The sequence below is a fragment of the Streptomyces sp. NPDC088194 genome (assembly GCF_040702025.1).
In the GTDB taxonomy this organism is placed as follows: domain Bacteria; phylum Actinomycetota; class Actinomycetes; order Streptomycetales; family Streptomycetaceae; genus Actinacidiphila.
In genome coordinates, this window is the sequence record NZ_JBFBIV010000199.1 from 1 (window position 1) to 4598 (window position 4598).

Below are 4598 nucleotides of genomic sequence, written 5' to 3' on the forward strand. Positions count from 1 at the left end.
TTGGAAAGCGTGTTGGGGGCAACCCCTCACGAGTTCGAATCTCGTATCCTCCGCCAGTGCCTCACCGGGCACGACGTCGAAGGGACCCCAACTACGCGAGGGGGTCCAACTACGATCGCAGACGCAGTTTCAGTTAACGGCTCGGAGCCCCGGCGCCGGGGGTCGAGCTAGGAGCTAGAGCCGCCTCCGGAGAGGACCGCGCGGGCTCGAGCCAGCGCGTCCGGCCACGTCCTTCCGTAAAGCGAGATGGCCACGAGCAAGATCCCCGCCGACGCCGCCGGCACTCGCGCACCTTCCGGCAGTCGCAGCGCAGCTGGGAGCCACGTCACGAAGGGGGCTGCGAAGCGTTCGCTGATGGTGTGCAGAAGCCGAGCGATCTCGGCGCGAGCGGTTGGCGGATCTCAAGCCGTGCCTCGGTGACTCGCAAGGCAGAGACGATCAATCCGGCGTGCTTCCGGAGGGCCCCCTTTCCCGGTAAGAAGCGAAGGGGACCGTGCTACGCCACGAGTAGGCACGACGCACCACCTTCTTCACCGTCGCAAGCCAGAAGCTCAACTCCGAGAGGGCGGTATGAGACTTTGTGCCCGATTATTCGTTTCGTGTGGGACGAGCGGGCAGGTCGTGACGACGTCGGTCGGCTGCGGCCGGGGCTGGGTGAACAAGCCTGGCTCGGTCTCCGTCAGGATTCCGAGGTCGGCCAGGCGCGTACCGGCCCTGATGGCCCTGACCGAGGGATGCGCGGCCTTCCACGCGGCGATCACCGGCTCGACCAGCGCCCACCGCTCGTCGCTCACATCGCTCCTGTAGGGCTTGCGCTCGCTCACGACGTCCAGCCCAACACGCCCATGTCCACCGACCGGCCGGGATTCCACACCGCCACACGTTCAGGTGACGACAAAACTCCTATTAACTCTCATTCCGCCCTCTGAATTGACGGATGATCTCCAGATCGGGGCATGGAACCCCGCCGTGCCCGAGGGCACGGCGGGCGGATTTCCGCGGACTCCGGGAGGGAAATCAGGCGGCGCCCTCAAGCAGCCAGACGCTGCAGGCATTCAGCTGGTCAGCGCCCTCGAAGCGGGCGACCGTGACACCCATGTCGTACATGCCGTTGGGGTCGGTGGCGCTGCTCACCCAGTCCCCGGCCGTGCCGTTGCCGGACGTGACGGAATGCCACTGGTACAGGGTGGTGGTGGCCAGGCCCGGGCCCTTGCTCATGAAGCGGATCTGCACATGGTGGCCGTCGGCCAACGTGTCCTTGAGCTCGATTTCGACGTTGAGCTTGGTGACGCCGGGTGCCCAGTTGGACGCGTAGACAAAGCCGTCGGCTCCGGTCGTGCCGCAGCCCACCTCCATGGCGGACGCGGACGCCGGGGTGGCGCCGAGCACCACGGACGCCATGACGGCGACGGCGCCGAACACCGATGCCTTGGTGATCCTTTTCATGAGATTCCCCTCCCTGGTGATCTGACGATCGAGAGAAGTGAACTCGTACGTGATTGCCGCGTCAAGCCCGAAATGACCGCTGGGCAGGAATACGTCGCACGCCACAACGGGACACGCACGCACGGGAATTGGGCCATCACCAGCCGTTGCGCAAAAGGAATCCCGGATTCAGCTTGAACGCGATGGTCCGATGCGTAGACGTAAACCCATGACGTTCCTGTCGTGGCTGCCGTTCATCCGGGCTTGGACGGAGTCGCCGGCGCCGTCTCGCCTGGAGCGGGCACGCTCACTGCTGAGGCGGCCGACGGACACGTACGGCATCTCACCAGCAGAGTGGGCAAGGCTCGCCGATTTGGTCAAGGAGCGTGAGGCGGCAACGACCGTCATCGTGGCCTCGTGGCTGTTGCCAGGGCTCATGGCCATGGCCGCATGCGTTCCCTTGTTCCCACCGCTTGGGCCTGTCCCGATGCCTGTGTTCGTGCTGTTCTGGCTCCAGGCCTGGGTTTCTACGTCCTGACGCCGTCTCCGCGATCATCGTTCCGGCGCCGGCCGCCCCGGCGATTGCACTGGTGAGGCGATTCGGCGCGCCAGGGCACCCCTTGCTCGAACCATCGCCACCACCCCCTCCGTCCGAGAGCGTCCCTCCGTAGACCCACGCTCCTGGCAGCTTGCATCCACGACGCCATGGCCGACATGGCGGACGGCCACATAGGCAACGAGGCACTCATCCGCTCGATGTTCAGCAGGAACGGGCCGAAGCCGGAGCCTCCCCCGCGCTCCGCCGGGGGAGATCTGCAGTGAGCGTCGCCGACGAGGCCAAGAAGATCGTCATGAAACTGACCGGCATGTGGTGGCCGGACGCCGACGAAGGCGGCCTGCGGGATGCGGCCACCGCATGGCGGACCTTCGCCGACGACGTCGAGACACTCACCGCCGCCGCGAACACCACCGCCCGCACCCTGATCGAGAACAACACCGGCAAGGCCATCTCCGCTTTCGACGACCCCTTCTGGCGCCGCTACTACTACGGCGGCCGCGGCTGGCTCCAGGACATGATCGACAGCGCCCGTGACCTGGCCACCGCCCTCGACCAGTACGCCGACAGCGTCCACAGCGCGGTGACGCAGTTAGAGCACAAGCTGGAGATCGTCGGCGGAACCATCGTCGCCGGCACCGCCCTCGCCTTCTTCACCGCAGGACTCACCGAAGCCGCCGCAGCCGCCGCCACCGCAGAAGTCCTCGACCTGTCCGCCGCCCTGGGCGTGGCCGTCTCCACCGAGGTCGCCACGATCATCGGCACCACCCTGGTCACCGCCGCCATCGCCGGCGTCGAATCGATCACCGTCGACCTCGCCGTCACGCAACCCATCGCGATGGCCACCGGCGAGAGCAGCGGCCTCAACCTCGACGAGGCGACCGACGCAGCGCTCTACGGGGCCGTCTTCGGCGGCGGTGTCGGCGCGGCCGGCAGCACGATCAAAACCGTCGCCCAGAACGGGGGCTTGCAAGGCCTGCTAGACAGCCTCCACCTCCCGGACTTCCAACCCGGCCTGGCCCTCCCCAGCGGCCCCGCAGCCGGCCTCGACGACCTCGGGATGCTGATGCGAACCGGGGAGGGCGGCGCCGGACCTGGCAAGGGCCCTTTTCCCGTTTCCGAGTCGGTAAAGGGGCCTGCGAAAGGTAAATCACTGCGGCTACCGAACAAACGACACACCATTTCTGGCGCAGCGTCCGGGAATATCGACAAGGAAAACACGGTGATCTTGCGCGGGTGCGAGCAGCAAGTCAATCAGGACATCGCCGACATCGCGGCAGGGCGGGCGGAGTTCCGCGCTAAGACCAATCTCTATGAAATCAACGGACGCACATACAGGGTGAAAGATACGGGTACAGTATTTCCCTGCAGCGGTACAGGTCTCGTCGAACTCGACCGGAACGAGTACGCGGCACTCCAGCAAATATCCAAAGCCAAAGGAAATGCTGAATCCGTGCAGGCATTTGTGAAAGATCCGCGCTTCATCAACAATCCGGAAGCTATCCAGAAAGCCCAGGCAGTTTATGATGGGACGTACTGATGACCTACAACCTGCTCGTCACCGAACCGCTGAGCAACAGAGTCGTCGCCGAAGCACTGGCCGAGTGCTTCGGGGTCCCCGTGAGCGATGTCGACGTGGCTGACGAGAAAACCGACCAGAACACGCGGCACTGGGACGCGATGGTGCTCTGCGGGACGGAAACCCTCCGGGGTGATGTGCGGACGTCCCTGGACATCTACGTCAGGGACAGTGTTCAGCCGCAGCCGAGTGAGCCGGAACTCGCCGCCGCGCTCGCGCGGGTGCTTGGTCACTCGGTCCTCTACCCGGCGGAGGAGTTTCTGCAGGGCGTCCCCAGTGTCGCGGCGGCTGACGGTACGGTCACCCGTGCCCGGCTGCTCGACCCGGGCGAGGACCCGGACGATGAAACGGCCGGCTACAAGGTCGATGCCGTCGAGGCCCCTGTTGCCGACCTGCCGAACGCCCAGGTCACCCGACTTCCCGAAATCGTGCGAGAACAGCGGAAGCCTACTCCGATCAGCGACCGGTTCGACACGTCTCTGGACGCCCTGGGAACGGGCCGAACTGACGACATCTGCGCCCAGTACCGGACGGCCGCAGACCGCTTGGGGGCGTGGGAACAGCTCGTACAGACGATGGCGGACGGTTGGGATCCCGCGGGTTGGTACCCAGCAGACCTGTACGTGCAAAACCTCACGACACGGGACGACTTGGAGGCCCTGCAGCAGCAGCTCACCGATCAGCCGGCGGAGTTGCTGGAGGCCGCGGTGGACCTGGTGGACCGGGAGTTCATCAAGCTGACCGTCCCCGATCCCGCCTGGTACCTGGACCTCAGGACCCAGGGACTGGACGTCCCCGACCCGCACGACGCGACCTGGTGGTGGGACCGCCGCCCCGACCCCCTCCCCTGGTAACCCCACGGCGCCACCCGACATGGCAGAGAACCGTGGCCGTCGTATAGGTGGGCGGAAAGCGGCTTATGCCCCGGGTCGGCGAGTGGGCCGCACATGGGTCGCGACCCCGAACGTCGATGGGCCCCCCAGCGAGCAGTGGGGGGCCACCACCTAGTTGCCCGGGGTGGACAGGGGGGGGAAACGA

General features: G+C 66.0%; 3 protein-coding genes and 1 pseudogene. 2 read left to right on the forward strand and 2 right to left on the reverse strand.

Annotated elements, in window-relative coordinates; all coding sequences use genetic code 11:
• Window positions 1-737: 737 nt before the first annotated feature.
• Window positions 738-824: pseudogene (locus AB0399_RS40305) on the reverse strand (IS5/IS1182 family transposase); the annotation flags it as partial.
• A gap of 193 nt (window positions 825-1017) precedes the next feature.
• Window positions 1018-1446 (reverse strand): hypothetical protein, encoded by a 429-nt coding sequence (locus AB0399_RS40310; RefSeq protein ID WP_329367529.1) that lies wholly within the window; start codon window positions 1444-1446, stop codon window positions 1018-1020.
• A gap of 797 nt (window positions 1447-2243) precedes the next feature.
• Between AB0399_RS40310 and AB0399_RS40315 the strand changes: the two genes are divergently transcribed.
• Together AB0399_RS40315 and AB0399_RS40320 are read left to right on the forward strand one after the other, a co-directional pair.
• The gene (locus tag AB0399_RS40315; RefSeq protein WP_366414674.1) at window positions 2244-3521 is read left to right on the forward strand and encodes a hypothetical protein; all 1278 of its coding nucleotides are present in this window, start codon (window positions 2244-2246) and stop codon (window positions 3519-3521) included.
• On the forward strand, window positions 3521-4414 hold the full coding sequence (locus AB0399_RS40320) for a hypothetical protein (protein ID WP_366414675.1): 894 nt from the start codon (window positions 3521-3523) through the stop codon (window positions 4412-4414). The genes AB0399_RS40315 and AB0399_RS40320 overlap by 1 nt, the downstream gene beginning before the upstream one ends.
• Window positions 4415-4598: the final 184 nt, after the last annotated feature.

Bases quoted from the DNA above. Each gene is read 5' to 3' on its own strand.
- AB0399_RS40310 (WP_329367529.1), bottom strand. From the start codon at position 1,446: ATGAAAAGGATCACCAAGGCATCGGTGTTCGGCGCCGTCGCCGTCATG.
- AB0399_RS40320 (WP_366414675.1), top strand. From the start codon at position 3,521: ATGACCTACAACCTGCTCGTCACCGAACCGCTGAGCAACAGAGTCGTC.